Source organism: Streptomyces sp. NPDC008125 (genome assembly GCF_042957125.1).
Lineage (GTDB): Bacteria > Actinomycetota > Actinomycetes > Streptomycetales > Streptomycetaceae > Streptomyces.
In genome coordinates, this window is the sequence record NZ_JBIBHR010000042.1 from 1 (window position 1) to 16,109 (window position 16,109).

The window sequence follows — 16,109 nt, forward strand, 5'->3', positions numbered from 1 at the left end:
CCCGCGGAGCGGGTATCCCAGCGCTGCGCGCTGGGCAGTGACGGAATTCGCTGCGCGAATTCTGAAAGGCGCTGCGCGCCTTTTGATAAACCGCTGCGCGGTTTATGGGAATTCACGCTCCGCGTGAATTGGATTACCGCTGCGCGGAAATCCAGTGAGGCCCTTCCGCTTCGCTCCAGGACCAGGCGTCCGCTGCGCTCCCGCCCTCCCGGCTCCGCCGGGGCTGGCTACAGGGAGGGGGCTGCCGGTGCATCAGGCGCGGGCCTGGTGGGGCTGGGGGTTCCAGCCCTCTCCCCCGGGGCCCAGACCCCGGCTGACGGGTCATCAGGAGGAGGCGGGGGTGGGGGGGGTGGGCCGGGGGTCGAGAGGGCCGGAGACTCCCGGGTGACGCTGCCTCAAACTGGGGGTCGGGATGAACTCTGGAACCAGCCCACACCCCCACTGCATCACCTGATGCAGCATGTGACGTTGGCAGAAACGGGCCACACCCCGGGGCGCCGCTCCCCCGCAGTGCATCAACTTTATGGGCTGTGTAGGGCTTGGGAATCCTGGCCACTTCCCCAACGCCCTGAACACCAACTGATGCACGGGTAAAAACACGAACCAACCACCACCACCGGCCCGGGGTGGTGGGAGGTCGAGCGGGGCTTGCGGGGCTTGGGCGGCACGGTCGCATGGTGCAGCTCGCCCCCCACCGATCACCCGGGCTGGCCCGGGGGTGGCGGGGACTGTGCTTTCCCTGCGGCGGCGGCATGGTCGCTTCGGCGTCCTGTCCGCCACCCGCCCCAACCGGAAGGAACCCCTCGCCGTGTCCCGCCTCCTGGCCCTCGTCGTCCTCCTGGCCGCGCTCGTCGTCCTGATGCTCCTGGGCGCCACCGGCTACCTGGTCCACCGTCACCCCTCCCTCGGCGCCCCGCTGGGCGCCGTCGTGGGCGTAGCGGCCCTCCTCGCCGCCTGCATGGCCGTCGTCGTCGCCCTGTGACCCTGGGGCCTCCTCCGGCCGCTCCGCGCCCCGTGCCGGGGTGGAGCGGCCGGAGCGCCCCCACGGGGGAGGATGGGCCCATGAGCACGCGTCCCCTGCTGAACCAGCGCGAGGCCGCCACGGCGTGCGGCGTCTCCCGCACCACCATCCGCCGGCGCCGCGAGGCTGGCGACCTGCCCGGCGCGGTCCAGGACCCGCAGCGCGGGTGGCTGATCCCCGTCGAGGACCTCCTCGCGGCCGGGTTCCGGCTGAACGCCCCCGCCGGACCGGACCCCGAACCCACCGCGGCGACCCCGGCCGGGACCGGCGATGTCGTCCCGGACGCGGACCGGGACGACATCGCCGGGCTCCGGGCCGAACTGGACCGGCTCCGGCACGAGCACGCCCTGGCCGTCGCCGAGGCGGAGAACGGCCGCCGGGTCGCCGAGGTCGAGGCCGCGCACCTGCGCGCGCAGCTCGCCGCGCGCGCCGAACACATCACCGATCTCCAGCAGGCGCTGCGGGCTCTGACGGCGGGCCAGGAGCGGGCCGTGCTCCGGCCTGCCCCGTCCGTGCCGGGGCAGGCGCACCCTGCCGGTCCCGCGCCCGAGCCGGTGCCCCCGACAGCTCCGGCTCCGGCTCCCGCTCCGGGCCCGGGGCCCGGGACGGGTGGGGAGGCGGTGGAGCGGCGTCGGTGGTGGCGGCGGGCCTGACAGGTCCTCGGACGCGCGGAAGGGCCCGGCCATCAGGCCGGGCCCTTCCTGCTGTGGTGCGGGCGGGTCAGTGCTGCTGCGGCTCGTACGCCGCGTCGGCGGCGGCCTGGTCGGCGTAGCCGTCGTGCAGGAGCTGCATCGCCTCCTGGCGGAGCTCCCCGGCGGTGGTGCGGGCGGCGCCGAGGCGTTCCTGGATCTGGGCGAGCGGGATGCGCTCGGGGTCGATCTGGTCGGCCGGGGTGCCGGCGGGGTGCGCGGCCAGCAGCATGCGGGCGGTCCGGCGGGCGTGGCGCTGGCGCTGGGAGAGCTTGAGGTAGTCCTCCGCGGCTTCGGTCGCCGCCTCGATGCGGGCGGCTTCCGCGCGGGCGCGGGCGGCGGCCAGGGTCGCCTCGGCCGTCGCCTTCTCGGTCTGGGCGAGCTGGTGTTCGCGGGTGATCCGGTCCGCCGTGCGGCGCTCCGTGTCCTGTGCCCGGCGCTCCGCCTGGTCCGCGAGGCGGGTCGCCTCGTCCCGGTCGCGGGCCGCCTTCAGCTCCAGAGCCACCGCCTCGTCCTCCAGCTCCGCCGCGCGCTTGCGGGCGGCGGCGGCCCGCTCCGACTCGACCGCCGAACGCTCCGCCTGCTCGGCACGCTCGGCCGCCGTCTTCCGGAGACGGGCCGCCACCTCAGCCTCGGCGGTGACGGCGGTCGCCTCGGCCGCCGCCGAACCGATCCGGGCGTCCGTGCGGTGCTCCGCCTCGGCGACCTTGCCCCGGTCGGTGATCTCCGCGATCCGGGCCGCCGTCGCCGCCTCGCGCTGACGCTCCGCCTCCCGGCGGTCGTCCTCCGCCTCCTGGCGCTGACGCTCCTTGTCCTGCCGCGCGCGCTCCGCGTCCTCCCTCTCCTTCTTCCGCTCGCGCTCCGCCTTCTGACGCGCGCGCTCTTCCTCCTCCGCCTGCCACCGCTCCGGCAGGGCGAGCGCCTCTTCGACGGTGTAGCCGCGGGGCGCCATCGTGATGGGCAGCCGCTCGATCTCCGACGCCTTCTTGAGGTCGCCGCCGTGGCGCTGCGTGAGGTGGACGACGTACCCGGCCAGGTCCTGCTCCCGTCGCACCATCTCGGGGTAGGAGCGCACGGCCGCCAGGCGCATCCGCCGGTACAGGCGCGGGGTCGCGATCGGGGAGAGCACCCACCGGTGCAGCGGGACGCGGTCGGTGGCCGTGCCCTCCTTGATCCGTGCGGCGTGCATCAGGATCTTGCGGGCGCCCTCGATCCCGAGGACGAACAGGCCGGGCATGACCGCGTGGGACAGCGCCCACAGCGGGTCCGCCCACAGGCTGTCCCAGAGGCCGCCTGCGGCCTCCGTACGGCCTCCGGCAGCGCCCTCGCCGCCGATGCCCTCGGTGGCGTTCAGCACGACCGTCACGAGCGTCATGACGTGCGCGGCGTAGCGCAGCAGGGGCCACGGGGTGCCCCGGCGGACCATGAACAGATCCAGGGCGAGCAGGGCCACGATGGAGACGTCGATGCCGATCGGGAACCAGGGCGCGAACCCCGCGCTGAACCCGTGTCCGAGGGCGAACTGCTTGAGCGTGGTGTACGAGGCGGCGAACCCGATCACGCCGACGACCGGCATGCCGACCCCGGCCACCAGGGGCAGGAGCCAGCCCACGAGCCGGGCGCCGAGGGTGGCCGCGGTGGCCGGGGGGCCGGCCACATCGGCCCCGGCCGCCTCGTGGTCGGCCGGGGCCGTGGCGAGGGGGGTGCCACCCTCCCCCGGCACCCCCCGGCCGCCCTTGCGGGGAGCAGGCGGAACGGTGTTCGTGGCAGTCGGAGCGGCCGGGGTGGCCGCCGGAATGGCCACGGCCGCGTACGGAGCGGCCGGGGCCGTGGCACCCCCCGTGGCCGTGGTCTGGTCACCCATCAGCATCTCGTTCATCCCGGCATCCTCCCCCCTTGCGGGGGTGGCCGGAGCACCGGCCCGCCGATCCGGAGCGGACCCGGCCGGAACCGGAGCGGTGTACGTCGTGGTCATGCTGTGCCTCCGTCAGGAGCGGAAGGGCGCCCCCGGGGCCGGACGGGCCCCGGGGGCGCGGTGAGCGGTCAGGAGCAGTCGGAGCAGGTCTGGCTGGGGGTGTCGGACTCGAACCAGGTGCGGCACTGGTTGCACTGCCACTGGGAGGCGCAGCGGGCCAGGCGCCGGACGAGGGTCCGTACGCGGCGGGCGGTCACCGGGCCGCTCCGGCCGCTCCGGTCGTTCCGGGCTGGGTCCAGGCGCCGCACTTGCGGCACACCAGCTGGGGGCCGCTGGGGGTCATCGGGCGTCCGCAGCAGGTCATAATCGGATCTCCTGTCTCTCTGGGATGGGAGGGGCGCCCCTGCTCGCTGTGGTGGTTGGGAGGGGCGCTCCGTGCTGTCCGGGGGTTGGGCTACTGGTCGTCGGAGACGATCAGCTGGATCAGGGCGGCCCGGGTCATGCCGGGCTCGCGCTGGATGCGGGCCAGCACGTCGGCCGCGAGGGGCCGGGACGACTGGGTGTACTCGACGCGGGTGGTGCCGGTGCGCTCGGTGCGCCGTTCGGCGGAGGGGCGGACGGTGCCGTCCACCGCGACGACCGCCGTCCACCGGTACGGGCCGGGCGGGAGCGCGGGTAGTGGCCGGGGCGGATCGTGTGGGTGCTCATGGGGGTTTCTCCTGTTCGGGGGCCGGGCGTTCTGTCCGGCTCCCCGCCCGCCCGCCGGGCCCGTGTACCGGGGCCGGGAGGGCGGACGGGCAGCCGTCAGGCGGGGTCGGGCCGGTCCACCAGGTAGTAGGGGAAGGGCCGGTCCTCGATCCGGACCCCGGCGGCCTTGATCCAGTACCAGTGGAACGGGAACCGGCGGGCGCGCAGGGTGCGCAGGGCGACGGCGCGGTGGTGGCCGTCGGCGACGTACACGTCGCCGTACCGGTCGCTGATCCCGAGGACGAGCGGGACGCGGAGGCCCTGGTGGGGGATCGTGGCCAGCAGGTCGGCGAGGATCGCGGCGTCCTTCTCCCGGCGGGCAAACCGGGTGTGCGCGTCGGCCCAGCGGGTGTACTCGGTCGGGCGGATCGCGTCGTCCCGCAGCAGCGAGACCGGCAGGGTGCCCAGGTAGCGCGCCATCGCCCCGGTCACCTGCCGTTCCGGGTGGTGGTGGCGGCCCTGCCGAACCAGCGGGCATCGGTGTGGTTGTGGGTGACGTACGTCGTGCCGGTGGTGCGGCGGGCGGTCGCGCCGACGACGGCCAGGAGCGCGAGGGCCCACAGGCCGGTGCCGGAGGCGACCGCGGCGAGCGGGGCGAGGACCTGGCCCAGTCCGTAGCCGACCCCGGCCGCCGCCGCCCCGGTGCCGAGGCCGGCCGCGACGATGGTCTGCGCGCGGGGGTCCAGCAGCGGCTGGGGGGCGAGGTCGCGGGGCGAGGTCGCGGGCACCAGGGCGAGCATCGCATCGGCCTGCGACCGGCTGACGGGGACCATCCGCCCGTACGCGTCGGGCACCCATACGACCGCCTCGCGGTGCTCGTCGTGCAGCTGCACGAGGCCGGTGACGGGGACCGTCGCGGGGGCCGTGGGCGAGGCCGGGCGGGGGGCCGGGTAGGCGGTCGGGCGGGGTTCCAGGGGGTAGGACATGGCCACGTTCTCCTCACGTTGAGTAACTGTCAGGCAGGGTGTCAGACGGGCCGGTTCTGACAGTCAGGGCGGGAAGTCAGGCCCCTCAGCTGCGATGTTCCGTGACTTCCCTTTAGGCCCCCGGCGGGTCTGACTGTCGAAAGTCAGACCCGCCCGTGACTGTCAGACCGTCACTGAACGTGACCGGCGGCAGGGGCGGCGGCGAGGGCGGCGGCGGCCTTCGCGATGTCCGCGTAGGTCCCCGCGAGGCCGCAGTAGACGGCGATCGTGTTCGCGTTCTCCTCGGCGGTCCGACCGCCGCTCGCGGCGTAGATGGCGCCCTTTCGGGCGAACTCGACGGCCAGGGCGAGGGCGTGGGCGCCGGTCTCCTGCGGGGTGCTGACGGCCGTCTGCGTCGGGGTGCTCATGGGGTTTCTCCTCCGTGTCCGGGTCCGGGTGGTCCGGGCCTCTCCGCCGCCCCCAGCACGAGGGCTGGGGGCGACGGGGCGGCCCGGGGGTCAGGCGTGCTGGAGCGGGGAGTGGAGGATCGTGTAGGAGCCGTGGCCGTCGCGCTGGACCAGGCCCGCCTCGACGAGCCGCTTCAGCTCGCCCTGCATCCACGGGCGCTTGCGGCCGGCGGCGGTGACGGCGGGGATGAGGTCGGCGGGCTCGAACTCCAGGCGCCCGGTGCGGACCCAGCCGTCGAGTTCGGTGTAGAGGATGTGGCGGGCCTCCTCGGTGCCCACCCGGGCGGGGGCGTCGAACTGCATGTCCGTGTCGTCGTCCGCGTCCTCGACGTCGTCCTCCAGGTCCAGGTGGGCGTAGTCGGCGTCGGGCTCCGGGTCGGCGGGGATCGCGCCCAGGACCTCGGCGCGCATCTCCTGGTACTCCTCGGCCGCGGCGTCGTCGAGGTCGGTCATGTCGTCGCCCTCCAGGACGTAGTCGGCGGGGTCGGCGGCCGGTTGCGGAACGGGGGACCAGGCGGCCGGAGTGGGGGCCAGGGCGGCCGGAGCGGCGGCCGGGGCGGTGATGCCGGGGGTGGTGCGGTTGGTGCCCCGGTGCTCGCGCTGCGCGTACGCCTGGCCGAGTGCCTGGGCGGTCGTGGCGTCGAGCGGGTCGCGGTACGGGGCGGCGGCGGCCACCAGGGCGGCCAGCTGCTCACGGTCGGTCAGGCCGGAGCGGACCTCGGTGGTCCACCGGTCCTGCGCCTGGCCCATCCCGGTGGAGTAGGCGTAGCCGGGCCGGTTGGAGCCCCACGCGGGGACGGCGCCGGAGCCGGTGACGGAGTCGGGGAGGCAGAACCCGGCGTCGGACGGGTCGTCCACCCCGAAACACGCGGTGGCCTGGAGGTTGGCGCGCACGTCGGTGCTGACGTTGGTCCAGGTGGCGCGCTGGAGGCTGATGACCAGCCAGATACCGACGCTGCGGGCCGCGCGGGCGATCTTGTCCAGCTCGCTGAAATCGGCGAGGTCGGCGGCCTCCTCCAGCCACACGCACACCGCGTTGAGGCTGGAGTCGGGGGTCCACTGGTCCAGGCCCTCGGCGGCGAGCTGGTCGCCGCGCGCTTTGATCGCGGCCGGGAGCGACTTCAGGAGCCGCTTCGCCTCCTTGGTGTCGGTGATGAACCAGTCCAGGCCGTCCGCGATGTGCCCGACCGTCTGCCGGCCCTTCGCCACGTCCACCAAGAACAGCGACATCTTCGCCCGGGTCATCAGGTGGGCCAGCACGCTGCGGGCGAACTCCGACTTGCCCGCGCCGGTCACGCCCATCACCAACAGGTGCTGGAGGATCGGGGCGCTGAACGGGTCCAGCAGCCACACCTCGCCGTCCGCGTAGAGACCGACCGGGATCGGGTGGGTGGGCAGCATGCCCAGCCCGACGGGCGGCGCGAAGGGCACGCCGTCCTTCAGCAGGTCGGCCACGCGGAGGGACACGGTGCCCCGGGAGGCGTCCTCCGGATCCGGGGTCACGATCACCCCGGACGGCGGGACCTGGAGGGCGGCGGCGACCCGGCCGGTGGTGGCCTGGACGGCCTCGACCGTGGCGCCGGGCGCCACCTCGATGGCGGCCTGCACAGTGCCCTTGCCGGAGCCCTTCGCCTCCTTGACCTTGACCTTCTCCCAGCCGATCGCCTCGACCAGGCGGCCGAGCGTCCCGGGGCCGTCGTTGGTCTCCTCGACCTCGCCGGACGCCCCGTTGCGCATGAGCTGGCGCACGTTCCAGGACGCGGCGAACAGTCCGCCGCCCAGCAGCCACGCGTCGAGCGTGGGGTGACCGAACGGCCCGGCCGCCGTCGCGGTGGTCAGCCAGCCCATCCCGGCCGCGACCGACGCCGTCGCCTGCACCCGGCGGAACCGGCCGAACTTCGTGGCGGCCGGGGTCGTCTTCCAGACCACCGCGGACAGGCCCGCGCCGCCGACAGCGAGCGCCGCCGAGGCGAGGCCGGCCGACAGCGGGGCGCTGCCCCACAGGCTGTTCGTCGCGAACCCAGCGAGCGGCGGGAGGGACGCGGCAGCGATCCACGGGCCGCTGTACGGCGCCGCCTTGGCGACGACGTGCCCGACCACACCCGACAGACCGCGTCCGACCACCGCGACCGCCGAACCGACCGGCGCCGCCGCAGCGGCCGTCGTCGTGTTCTTCCGGCGCCCCATCACATGTCCCCGATCGTGAAGGACTTGCGGGGGGACTTCTGGCCGTTGCGGCGGGCCTTGGCCTCCTGCTCGGGCTTCACGAAGTGCCGGTCGAACGCCGACGCCATCTTCAGCGCCCCGACGCCCAGCGCCCGCGCCGCCTCCGCGCTGACCTTGAGGTGGGCCGAGACGAGACGCGCCTTGACCCTGCTGGAGGCGCCGAAGGTGTACCACTTGCCCTTGTAGGTGGACAGCACCCCGTTGATCTCCTCGGCGCGCATCCCGAGGATCAGGTGCAGTTCCCTGCCCAAGTGGTTGATCGCGCGGGCCAGCGCCACGATGTCCTTGTTCGAACGGATCTCGATCCGCTCGATCGCGTAGATCATCCGGTCGCCCTGGTGCCGGTCGTCCGACCCGCCCCCACCCGCACCGCCGTTGCCGCCCCGGCCACCGCCGTTGTGGCTGCCGCCGTTCCCCCCGGAGTTCATGTTCACCGTCAGCGGCGGCACGAACGACCCGCCCATCGCGCCGACGAACCCGCCCGCCGCCGCACCCGCCGCAGCCGCCGTCCGCGAACCCAGCCCCGGACCCGCCGCAGCAGCCGGAGCCGGAGCGCCGACCTGCGGTGGCACCGACGGACGCGGCGGAACCGCCCGGCCCTCCACGTACGCCCGCTGCTCACCGGCGAACGACGGCTCGAAGCTGTGGCCCTGCCCCCTGGCGTCGAGCCAGTCGTCATTGCTGTTGCTGCTCATTCGTCGTCCTCCACAAGAGTGGTGCCGCCGAACCACAGCGGCTGGGAGAGGTGGACGACGTCCACCTCGTCGTCGTCCTGGACCGCCGCAGCGGCCCGCTCGATCAGCTCGTGCGCCGCCACGAACCGCGCCGTGGCCAGGGCCGCGTAGAGGTCCGAGGGGCCCATCCGGGTCGCCGTCGCCAGCCGGACCGCGAGGCCGGCCACCCGCACGGTGCGGGCCACCGCCCCCGCGATCCGGTCCACCAGCAGCACCCGCGTCTGTCCGTACGCCATCAGTGGCCACCGCCGAACAGGTCCAGCGGCAGCGCCATCTGCGCCTCCGCCAGCTGCTGGCGGCGCAGCTCGGCCGCCAGCTCGGCGGTACGCCGCGTCGCCCGGCGCCAGCACCACACGCACCACGGGCGGAGCTCCGACACGGGGGTCGCCGCGGTTTCGTGCTCGGTCAGCGGGAGCGGGTAGGGGGCGGCGATCAGCTCGCGCCCGCTGGTCGCCTCGGTGCCGCACTCGTGGTTGTTGTGCCGGCCGCAGGCCCCGGTGCAGTGGCAGTGGGCGCCGTCGCGCAGCAGCACGGTCTGAAGGACCGTCCGGGTCCGGGCGTTCATGCTGCCGCGCCGATCCACGAGGCGAGCCGGTCAACGGCCCGCTCGTAGTCCTGGAAGTCGGTGGCGACTTCGCGGCGGGTCCGGGCGGAGCGGTAGTGCCCGCACACCCGGGAGCGGGCCATCACCGCGAGCAACCCCGCCGGGCGCTGGACGTGGTTCCCGCGTAGCAGGTACTGCCACGCCTCGACCCACACGTCCTGGGTCAGGTCGTCCACCAGGTGCAGGTCCTCGCGGCGGACGGACCGGGCGACGACACGCCCGACCATCACCCCGTACTCGGCGACCCACCCGGCGAGGAGCTCGCGGAGCTCCGCGTCCGCCGGCCGAACCGCCGACGCGTGCCCACGGGGCACCGCCTCCGGCTCCGGCCCACGGGCGTTGTCCTCGCGCTCCTGGCGCTCGATCTCCTCGGCCAACCCCGCCCGTAAGCGGGTGCTGACCAGCGGCTCCAGCCGCTCTGCCACCATCACCATGTCGGTTCCCTCTCTGCCTCACCTTGTGGACAGGTCCGACGGGTGGCCTCGGAGTTGCACCTCCGAGGCCACCGCCATGCGGACCCTTCGAGACGAAACTAAGTCCCGATCGACCAAGTGTCAAGATGGTTGCTAACTTGCTTGACACCCGTCAAGATAGAGGGGCTCGCTGCTTGACACGGCTAACCTGGGACATACGCAGCGAGACCAGGAGAGGAGACGCGATCACATGAACACGAACGGCATCGTTGCCGAGATTCGAGCAGGCATCGCGGCAGGTCAGTACCGCTACGGCACTCGTCTGCCCAGCGTCCGTGACTTGGCGGATCAGTACGGGGTCAGCCAGCAGACCGCAGCAGCCGCCTATGCGGTGCTGTCGGCCCTGGGGCTGGCGCGCACCGAGCGGGGTAGCGGAACGACTGTCGCAGCAGGGCCGGCGGCGGATGCTCACCTGGGGACATTCACGCCCCCGGACCTCGCCGCCGCCCTGCCCTGGAAGCCCAGCACCACTGGGGCTCAGGCCAGCGAGGAAACAACGCTCGTACGCCAGGCCCCCGCGCCGCCGGAGATGGCGGAGTGGGGGATCACCCCTGGCAGCGACGTGGTCGAACGGACGCGGATCAGGTCGGTGGACGGCGCGCCCGTACAGCACAAGTTGACCGTCCTGCCCTACGCGGTCGCCTCACGCGTACCCGAGGGGTACGAGGGCGTCCCTCCGATGCTCGCTCCGGTCGGCGCTCAGCCCGTTAAGCCGCCAGTCGGCACTCGCGTTGCCGACTGGCTGGGCTGGGATGTCGCCACGACCGAATGTGCGATCACTGCTGAACCAATGAATCCCGCAGCATGCGAGGCGCTGCGGATGCCGGAGGGATCGCCGGGATTTCGTATCGTCAACGTGACTCGAAATTCGGAGGGAAACACCGTTTACGTCACGGTGACCACAACTCCGCTTCATCACCGTGTGACTCTCGACATCATCGGATAGCTCGAATTCCCTCTTTCCGATTTCATATCGGGTGACGCTATTCGAGAAACGCCGCGCGACCCGGGAACTCTGTCAGGAATTCCCGGGTCGTGCTGTGGTCCAGAAACACAACGAGCCCCGTCAGGAGACGGGGCTCGCAGGTCCGCCGGGGGTGCAACCCCGGCGAAGAAGCACTCTCACGGCAGATGAGGAGGTGCGCTCCCTTGAGCGTACGAGATGAACAGCGCAGCAGGCCAGCCCGCCCTATGGGCACGCCGCAGACCGGCGACCACCTGGCGGAGGTGGCTCGATGAGCGCGCCGACCCGCAAGGGGTTCACGGGCCGGATCGAGCGCGGCCCGATGGCGGCCGACGTGATCGGGCGCGACTTCACCACGATCTACAACCGGGCGCTCCGGGACAAGCGGCTGTCGAGGCGGGCACGGGGACTCCTGGGGGAGATCCTGACGCATCGGGACGGGTTCGGGGTCTCCATGGCGTCGCTGCTGGCGAACGGGCCGGAAGGCAAGGACGCGCTGACCGTGGCGCTGCGGGAGCTGGAGGCGTGCGGCTACCTGCACCGGGAGCGCGAGCGTAACGAGCTGGGGCACCTCGGTGACACCGTCTTCCAGATCACAGACATGCCAGGCGGGCTGCTGATCGGCGCCGAGGCGCCGTGGGAAGCCCCGGAGGAAAACCGCAGGTCAGAGCCTAAGGCGGAAAATCCGCCTCAGGCTGGCTCGCCACAAAACCGCAGGTCAGAACCTAAGGCGGATTTCCCTGCGCAGGCTAAGCCTGCGCAGGGAAATCCGCTGCATAAGAAGACCAACTCCTCCTGCGGAGCAGAAGACCATCTCTCTCCCGCTCGTCACACAGGTGACGGGACGGCCGTGGCTGGTGGCGGAGAGAGAGAGGCGGCTACGCCGGAGCAGGATGAGGCGGAGGCCGTGGTCGACTCCTTCGTCGCGGCGTCGCCACGGCCGGTGCTGAGCCAGCGGCGCCGGGCGCTACGGGCGCAGGCAGTGAAGCTGCTGGAGGCCGGGTATCCGGCGGTGTGGGTAGCGGCGCGTGCGGCGGAAATGCCGGAGCACGGCTGGACGGACCTGGTGGTGCACTGCGAGCGGTCGCGGGTTCCGCTGCCGGGGCAGGCGGCGGGTTCGGGCGTGGCCGGCGGAAGCGGCGAGGGCCGGTCGGCGCAGCCGTCGGCGGAGGTTCAGGCAGCGATGGCAGCGATTCTGGCGCGGGGGACGGGTCTGTGAGCGACATGAGCGGGATGACCGAGGAGCGCGCGGCGGAGCTGCGGGAGGCCGAGGACGCGGTGGTGGGCACGCTGCTGCACCCCGAGGCGAAGGACCTGGCGCCGGACCTGATCAACATGTTGTCCGGCCCGGACTTCTCGCAGGTGCGGCACGGGGAGCTGTGGGACCTGCTGTCGTCGCTGTGGGCGGGAGGCCGGGCGGTGGACCCGATCACCGTGACCGGCGTGCTGCGCGAGCGCGGCGACCTGACGCGGCTGGCGGGCCCGGCCGGGGCGGCGTGGCTGCACCAGCTGCACGACGCGGTGCCGACCGTGGCGCACGCCCCGGCCTACGCCGAGATGGTCCGCGAGGAGTCGCAGTGGCGGGCCCTGTCCGTCGCCGCCGCCCGGACGATGACGGCGGTGCAGCGCCGGGAGGGCACGGCGGTCGCGGCGGCCGAAGCCGCGGTCGACGCGGCCCGCGCGGTGCGGGACCAGCAGATCCAGCGCCTGGACGACGGAGCGATCGACCTGCTGGACTTCCTGGCCCAGACTCCGCCGGAGCCGGACTGGGTGATCCCCGGGGTGCTGGCCCGCTGGGACCGGCTGATGATCACGGCGGGGGAGGGCGGCGGCAAGAGCCTGATGCTCCGGCAGATCATGATGCGGGCCGCCGCCGGCCTCCATCCGTGGAAGACGGCCCGGATCGCTCCGGTGCGCGTGCTCCACATCGACGCCGAGAACTCCGACAGCCAGGCGTACCCCTGGCTGGAGATGATGTTCAACGCGGCGAAAGCCGGGGGTACGCCGGTCGAGCGCGGCCGGTTCTTCATGCGGCTGATCCCGGAGGGCCTGGACGTGACGCAGGCCCGCGACCGGGCGTGGCTGGCGCGGCTGGTCGAGCAGACCCGCCCGGACCTGATCAGCATCGGGGCGCTGTACAAGCTCTCCGCCAACGCGAAGAACGACGAGGAAGCCGCCCGCGCGGTCATGTCGGCGCTGGAGATGATGCGCGCCGTCTCGGGCGGCGCGGCGATGATCCTGGAAGCCCACGCCCCGCACGCCCAGATGGGCAAGCGCGACCTGCGCCCGATCGGCTCCAGCCTCTGGATGCGGTGGCCGGAGTTCGGGTTCGGCCTCGCGCCGGCCACCGGTCCCGGCGCGAAGGAACTCCGGCTCATGGACTGGGTCCCGTGGCGCGGGCCCCGCTCCGAGCGCGCCTGGCCGGAGCAGTTCTGCCAGGGCGCCACCTGGCCCTGGCAGGCGATCCCGTACGCGGGCAACGCACCGGTCATGGTGGCCACCCTCACCGCCGACCAGGTCGCCGCGCTCAGCCCCGAGGACCGGGCCCTGCTCGACCGGTCAGGAGAGCCCGGCCCGGACCAAGGCGTTCTGATCCCCTGAACGCGTCTCTGAGCGATCGTCAGCCGCCCCGGGCCTCCCAGGTCCGGGGCGGTTCTGCTGGGTCGTCAGAGCGCCGTACAGGGCGCTGCGGAGTCGCGGGGGTGGCGTGGCACGGAGTCGGCGTACGGCGGCGAGTGCGCGTCCCGGGACCCGGCGGGACCGGTGCGACCAGAGATGCGACCAGGAGCGCGAGCAGGAGCGCGACCAGAGGCGCGACCCCAACCGGTGGGGGTCGCTCGCGCGCGTTCGGTGTGCACTCGTGCACGAGCACGCGCGTGCACACCGGACACCCGGTTCGGCCCGGAACTCACCATCCGGCGGTTTCCGGCGTGCGCGCAGCTCAGGACCGCCACCCGGGGCCGTGGTGACCGCCACCCGCCACCCCGGGTGGCGGGTGGCCGGGCGGTGCCGGGTGGCGGTGCCCGGAACGGGCCGCCGAGTGGCCGGGGCGGGGAGCCGGCCGCCGGTCCGCGCTCACCACGAGCGTGGTGAGCGCACTCACCACCAGCTCGCCGCGGTGAGGCCCGTCGCCTCGATGCCGGGGCCCGTCCCGCGCGGCCGACGTCGTCGTGGTCCTGGTCCTCAGGCACGACGGCCAGGAGGACGCGCAGCATCGGTAGCAGCATGTGGTGCGCCATCGGTAGCACCATCCGTAGCACCAGGGGGTGCGACATCTGTTGCACCGCCTCGACCGCAGCCCGCCCGTTCGCCCAGGTCAGCGCACGCGTCCGCGCTCACCACGGCGCGGACTTCCCCTCGTTCCCCGGGCCTGGCTGGTGGAGGTGGCGGGCGGGTGACGGGGACTCGGGGAAGACGCGGCGGCGCTGCGCCGGCCTTTCTCGCGGCCCGTCGCGGAGCGCGCCGGGCCCCCGGTCCGACCGTTCGGCCACCTGCCACGGGTGCTGCCATGGGTGCTGCCATGCCGGGTGCTGCCACGGGTGCTGAGCTGCGCGAAGTCCCCGGAACCCCCACGCCGGGCGTCCGCGTGGCAGCACCCGTTGCAGCACCCCTTCGAGGGCTCGCGGGGCCGAAGGGACCAGAGGCCGCGCAGGGTCCGCCGAGCACGCCGAGCCGTCGCGGCGTCCGCCAGGCTGTCCGGGTCCTCCTGGTCCTGGTGCTCGTTCTGTCCCTCGCGCACGGGCGCCCTTCTCGGTCGATCACGCCGACCGTAGTGATCACTGCGCCCCGGCGAACCCGCGTTCCTACTCACCCTCGATCCGCCCAACTACCCACAAATGCAACGGATTTCAGGTATTTTTCCTGTATGCGTCCATATGTTGCGATTGAGGTTGATGGTGTGTTGTCCCCGTACGGGGGTCCGGTTCCTGCCGGGCACGTCGTGCACGCGGCGGAGTCGGCGGCGTGGCGGGCGTGGGCGGCGATGGTCTACCCCCGCCAGGCCCCTCTGCGGCTCGCCCTCGACCCGGCGGTCGGCCGGGCCCTCGCCGAGCTCCCCGCCGACCTGGTCCTGGTCTCCTCCTACACCCCCGACGAGCTGGCGCCCCTGCTCCCCGCGCTCGGGTGGGCGTCGGTGCCGCCGCTGGTGCCGCTGCGGGAGACCGGGTCGGTGCACTACCTGCGGGCCGAGGACCCCGGCCGGTGCCCCGACGCGGGAATCGATCTGCGGTTCCGGTCGGAGGAGATCGTGGCGTGGGCGCGGACCCACGACCGCCCGGTGGCCTGGGTCCGCGCCGGGAACCACCACCAGGCGGAGCTGCGCCGGACCCTCAGCTACCTGTCGGCGGTCGGGCCGGTCCTCGCGCACCCCGTCGCCCCCGCCGCCGGGCTCACCGCCGCCGACCTGGACGCGCTGCGGGAGTGGACGCAGAAGATGGCGTTGCTGCCGGAGCCGGCCCCGGTGGTGCCGCGCCGGTGCCGGGACTGCGGGGACCGGTCCACCACGGTGCGCGACGGCCGCCGCGTCGACCGCGTCCACGCCCGGTGCGGGTCGTGCTGCGAGTGCTGGTGCCCGGACCCCGCCGAAAAGCAATCCCAATTCCAGCCCTGCGGCGATCTCATGCGTGAACAGTGCCCCGACTGTCGCTGCTGCCTGAACTGTTTCGGATGCCACTGCGGCGAATAGGAAGAATGAATACGGCCAGGAAGTGGGTGCCATTCCACAGGAATAGGCACCTACTTCCCAGCGGGCCGGTGGTGGTGGTCGGTTCGTGTTTCTACCCGTGCATCAGATAGCGTTCCGGGCGCATCCGGTGGTAGCAGATGGTTCGTGATGCTACCCGTGCATCAAAAAGTGATGCACGGGCGGGCGGGTCTCCTCCGGGGGTGTGGCCTGGTTTCGCCAAAGGTACATGTGCATCAGGTGGTGCAGCGGGGGAGCGGGCCCGCTCCAGATCTCATCCCGCCCCCGAACTGAAGCACCGTTATCCGGGGTGCTCCCCGTCCTCCTGGTCCCCGTGGTGCCGCCCTCGCGCCGTGCCTCCTGGTGGCTCGTCAGCCCGGTCCGCCCCCCGGGGTGGTGGGCCGGAAACCCAAGCCCTACACAGGCCCGCGCCTGATGCACCCTCCCCGCCCGTAGCCAGCCCGGCGGAGCCGGTGGGCGGGAGCGCAGCGGACGCCCGGGGCCCGGAGCGCAGCGGAGCGGCCCACCCAGAATTACCGCGCAGCGGTAATTCAATTCCCGCAACGCGGGAATTCCCATAAACCGCGCAGCGGTTTATCAAAAGGCGCGCAGCGCCTTTATGAATTCGCGCAGCGAATTCCCGCACTCCTACGCGCGCAGCGCGTAGGTACCCGCTCCGCGGG

17 protein-coding genes are annotated in these 16,109 nt (G+C 73.2%); 6 read left to right on the plus strand and 11 right to left on the minus strand.

What is annotated here, in order from left to right:
* Window positions 1-808 precede the first annotated feature (808 nt).
* Window positions 809-982, plus strand: coding sequence for a hypothetical protein (locus tag ACFZAX_RS34945; RefSeq protein ID WP_390966929.1), 174 nt, complete (start codon window positions 809-811; stop codon window positions 980-982).
* An 80-nt stretch (window positions 983-1,062) separates the two neighbouring features.
* Entirely contained in the window at window positions 1,063-1,674 is a 612-nt protein-coding gene (locus ACFZAX_RS34950) for a helix-turn-helix domain-containing protein (protein ID WP_390966931.1), read from the plus strand.
* Between the two features lie 67 nt (window positions 1,675-1,741).
* Here the strand turns inward: ACFZAX_RS34950 and ACFZAX_RS34955 are convergent, their stop codons facing one another.
* The 11 genes from ACFZAX_RS34955 to ACFZAX_RS35005 form a co-directional block, all read right to left on the minus strand.
* Entirely contained in the window at window positions 1,742-3,589 is a 1,848-nt protein-coding gene (locus ACFZAX_RS34955; protein WP_390966933.1) for a DUF2637 domain-containing protein, read from the minus strand.
* Between the two features lie 164 nt (window positions 3,590-3,753).
* Window positions 3,754-3,882, minus strand: a complete 129-nt coding sequence (locus tag ACFZAX_RS34960; protein WP_390966935.1) for a hypothetical protein — start codon at window positions 3,880-3,882, stop codon at window positions 3,754-3,756.
* 197 nt (window positions 3,883-4,079) lie between these two features.
* Window positions 4,080-4,256, minus strand: coding sequence for a hypothetical protein (locus tag ACFZAX_RS34965; RefSeq protein WP_390966937.1), 177 nt, complete (start codon window positions 4,254-4,256; stop codon window positions 4,080-4,082).
* Between the two features lie 173 nt (window positions 4,257-4,429).
* Window positions 4,430-4,792 (minus strand): ParB N-terminal domain-containing protein, encoded by a 363-nt coding sequence (locus ACFZAX_RS34970; RefSeq protein ID WP_390966939.1) that lies wholly within the window; start codon window positions 4,790-4,792, stop codon window positions 4,430-4,432.
* Window positions 4,793-4,800: 8 nt separating this feature from the next.
* Entirely contained in the window at window positions 4,801-5,298 is a 498-nt protein-coding gene (locus ACFZAX_RS34975; RefSeq protein ID WP_390966941.1) for a hypothetical protein, read from the minus strand.
* Between the two features lie 170 nt (window positions 5,299-5,468).
* Entirely contained in the window at window positions 5,469-5,705 is a 237-nt protein-coding gene (locus tag ACFZAX_RS34980; protein ID WP_390966943.1) for a hypothetical protein, read from the minus strand.
* Window positions 5,706-5,795: 90 nt separating this feature from the next.
* On the minus strand, window positions 5,796-7,931 hold the full coding sequence (locus ACFZAX_RS34985) for an FtsK/SpoIIIE domain-containing protein (protein WP_390966945.1): 2,136 nt from the start codon (window positions 7,929-7,931) through the stop codon (window positions 5,796-5,798).
* Window positions 7,931-8,665: a hypothetical protein gene (locus ACFZAX_RS34990; protein ID WP_390966947.1), complete on the minus strand. Its 735-nt coding sequence runs from the start codon at window positions 8,663-8,665 to the stop codon at window positions 7,931-7,933. Before ACFZAX_RS34990 ends, ACFZAX_RS34985 begins: the two co-directional genes overlap by 1 nt.
* Window positions 8,662-8,940: a hypothetical protein gene (locus ACFZAX_RS34995; protein ID WP_390966949.1), complete on the minus strand. Its 279-nt coding sequence runs from the start codon at window positions 8,938-8,940 to the stop codon at window positions 8,662-8,664. Before ACFZAX_RS34995 ends, ACFZAX_RS34990 begins: the two co-directional genes overlap by 4 nt.
* Window positions 8,940-9,269: a hypothetical protein gene (locus tag ACFZAX_RS35000; RefSeq protein WP_390966951.1), complete on the minus strand. Its 330-nt coding sequence runs from the start codon at window positions 9,267-9,269 to the stop codon at window positions 8,940-8,942. Before ACFZAX_RS35000 ends, ACFZAX_RS34995 begins: the two co-directional genes overlap by 1 nt.
* Window positions 9,266-9,742 carry a sigma-70 family RNA polymerase sigma factor gene (locus ACFZAX_RS35005; RefSeq protein WP_390966953.1) on the minus strand — a complete coding sequence of 159 codons (477 nt, stop codon included), beginning with the start codon at window positions 9,740-9,742 and terminating at the stop codon, window positions 9,266-9,268. The genes ACFZAX_RS35000 and ACFZAX_RS35005 overlap by 4 nt, the downstream gene beginning before the upstream one ends.
* Window positions 9,743-9,971: 229 nt before the next feature.
* Here ACFZAX_RS35005 and ACFZAX_RS35010 point away from each other — a divergent pair, with 229 nt between their 5' ends.
* The 4 genes from ACFZAX_RS35010 to ACFZAX_RS35025 all read left to right on the plus strand — a co-directional run bounded on the left by ACFZAX_RS35010 (window position 9,972) and on the right by ACFZAX_RS35025 (window position 15,429).
* A complete protein-coding gene (locus ACFZAX_RS35010; protein ID WP_390966955.1) occupies window positions 9,972-10,727 on the plus strand; it encodes a GntR family transcriptional regulator in 756 nt (251 codons plus the stop codon).
* Between the two features lie 289 nt (window positions 10,728-11,016).
* The gene (locus tag ACFZAX_RS35015; protein WP_390966957.1) at window positions 11,017-11,964 is read left to right on the plus strand and encodes a hypothetical protein; all 948 of its coding nucleotides are present in this window, start codon (window positions 11,017-11,019) and stop codon (window positions 11,962-11,964) included.
* A 5-nt stretch (window positions 11,965-11,969) separates the two neighbouring features.
* Window positions 11,970-13,346, plus strand: coding sequence for an AAA family ATPase (locus ACFZAX_RS35020; protein ID WP_390966961.1), 1,377 nt, complete (start codon window positions 11,970-11,972; stop codon window positions 13,344-13,346).
* 1,297 nt (window positions 13,347-14,643) lie between these two features.
* Window positions 14,644-15,429, plus strand: a complete 786-nt coding sequence (locus tag ACFZAX_RS35025; protein ID WP_390966959.1) for a hypothetical protein — start codon at window positions 14,644-14,646, stop codon at window positions 15,427-15,429.
* Window positions 15,430-16,109: the final 680 nt, after the last annotated feature.